This window comes from Streptomyces sp., assembly GCF_031178505.1.
Taxonomy (GTDB): domain Bacteria; phylum Actinomycetota; class Actinomycetes; order Streptomycetales; family Streptomycetaceae; genus Streptomyces; species Streptomyces gulbargensis.
In genome coordinates, this window is sequence record NZ_JAPSIW010000971.1 from 1 (window position 1) to 2,070 (window position 2,070).

2 protein-coding genes are annotated in these 2,070 nt (G+C 77.2%); one reads left to right on the forward strand and one right to left on the reverse strand.

All coding sequences use genetic code 11. From position 1 onward, the window contains the following. Positions 1 to 175 precede the first annotated feature (175 nt). Positions 176 to 1,354, reverse strand: a complete 1,179-nt coding sequence (locus RIF68_RS35210) for an FAD-dependent monooxygenase (protein WP_309055637.1) — start codon at positions 1,352 to 1,354, stop codon at positions 176 to 178. Between the two features lie 84 nt (positions 1,355 to 1,438). On the opposite strand from RIF68_RS35210, the gene RIF68_RS35215 reads away from it, so the two are divergent. Beyond that, positions 1,439 to 1,999, forward strand: coding sequence for a TetR family transcriptional regulator C-terminal domain-containing protein (locus RIF68_RS35215; protein ID WP_309055640.1), 561 nt, complete (start codon positions 1,439 to 1,441; stop codon positions 1,997 to 1,999). Positions 2,000 to 2,070 lie beyond the last annotated feature (71 nt).

Sequence of the window (2,070 nt, forward strand, 5' to 3'; positions counted from 1 at the left end):
ATCCGTACGACCGCAGCACGTCGATGGACGAGCGGATGCGGGCCGGCGGGGACGAGGAGTGCGGCACCGCGACGCGTTCCTGAGAGGGGCCGGACGGGCGTACGGAGGGGAGGAGGCGGCAGGCCCGAGGTGGGTGACCCCCGGCCCTGCCGCCGGACGGCGGCGGTTCGGACGCTCAGGCGGCCCTGGGTACGGAACCGAGGCTCGGCGGCGTCCAGTCGGCGTGGCGGAGGATCGCGCGGACCGTCGCACGGGAGGGCGCCAGACGCAGGGCGGTGTTGCGCAGGGCGACCGCCACGGGGTGGCTCAGGCCCTGACCCGTACGGCCCGCGAGGCGGGCGGCCCGGGCCACGGACTGGCTGCGCGGGCGGCGCTCGGCGTCGTAGCGGGCGAGCGCGGAGGCGACGGTGGGTCCGGCGGCCACGCAGGCGGCGAGGGTCACCGCGTCCTCCAGGGCCTGGCAGGCCCCCTGGCCGAGGTGCGGGGTCATGGCGTGGGCGGCGTCGCCGAGGAGGGCGACGCGGCCGGACGCGTACGCGGGCAGGGGCGTCACCAGTTCGTGGATGTCGTGGTGCAGGACGTCCTCCGGCCGGGTCGCGTCCAGCAGGGCGGGGATCGGGTCGTGCCAGGTGCCGAAGCGGCGGCGCAGGACGGCGAGGGGGTCGGCGTGGCGGATGCCGGGCGGCGCGTTGAGGACGGCGTGCCATTCGGCCCGGCCGTCGCTGAAGGCGATGTGTCCGAACTCCGCGCCCCTCCCCCACGTCAGGGAGAAGTCGGTGGCGAGCGGGACCGGTCGCGCGGTGATGGCGCGCAGCACCGTGGAGCCGCTGTGGACGGGGCCGGGGTGCCCGGGGAACAGCCGGCTCCGCAGACGGCTGCGTACGCCGTCGGCGGCGACGACGAGATCGGCTTCCAGGACGTGGCCGCCGGCCCTGACCCGTACGCGGCCCGGGCCGGAGTCCTCGACGTCCGTCACCTCGCTCCCGACGCGGAGGCTCCCGGCGGGCAGGGCCGCGCGGAGCAGCCGGTGCAGGGTGGCGCGGGGGATGCCGACGATGGGGGTGCCGAGTTCGCGCTCCAGGGCGGCGCCGTCCATCGGGGAGAGCCAGCCGCCGCCGGGGACCCGGGTGCCGCCGGTGTACTGGGGGCGGGCGGCGGCCCGTACCGGCTCGCCGGCGCCGAGGGCGTCGAGGGCGCGGATGCCGTTGGCGTGGAGCGAGATCCCGGCGCCGGCGTCGTCCGCCACGGGAGCCCGCTCGACCACTGTGACGTCCCAGCCCACCCGGCGCAGTCCGATCGCCGCGGCGAGTCCGCCGATGCCGCCACCCACCACCACCGCGCTGCCACCGTCCATGCCGGTTCCCTCCCCGCTTCTTCTACAGGTGTAGAAGAAGTGTACGCCTCCCCTCTACGGGTGTAGAAAGGGGCCATGTCCTCCGTGCCCCCCGACCGCCGCACCGTCCTCGCCGACGCGGCCGTCCGCGTGCTCGCCGACCAGGGCATGCGCGGCCTGACGCACCGGGCGGTGGACCGGGCGGCCGGGCTGCCACCGGGCACCACCTCCGCCTACTTCCGCACCCGGCACGCCCTGCTCACCGCTCTCGTCCGGCGGCTGGTCGCGCTCGACCAGGCCGAGCTGGAGGCCGCCGGAGCGGCGGTCCCGCCCCCGGCTGACGCGGCGGACCTGGCGGCGGGACTCGTCTCCTTCGCCGAGGGGCGGCTCACCGGGGACGGGCGCCGGCGTTCCCTGGCGCGCTACGCCTGCGCGGTCGAGAGCGTCCACCACCCCGAACTGCGCGCAATCCTGGCCCCGCGCGAGAACGCGGCGCGGCGGATCGTGCGGGACTTCCTCGCCGGGCAGGGCGTCGACGACCCGGAGGGCCGGACGATCACGCTCCTGACCTGCGTGGACGGGCTCGTCTTCGATCGCCTGGTGCACGGCGGGAGCGTGGCCGGGGCGGAGATCGACGGCCTGCTGGCGACCGCCCTGCGGCCCTGAGCCCTGAGCGGGCGGAACCCCGTCGGCCCGGAACGCGGCGACGCCCCGGGCCGGTGCAACCGGGCCCGGGG

What these genes read in the sequence shown, in the direction of transcription:
- RIF68_RS35210 (WP_309055637.1), bottom strand. Translation starts at nt 1,354, where the DNA reads ATGGACGGTGGCAGCGCGGTGGTGGTGGGTGGCGGCATCGGCGGACTC.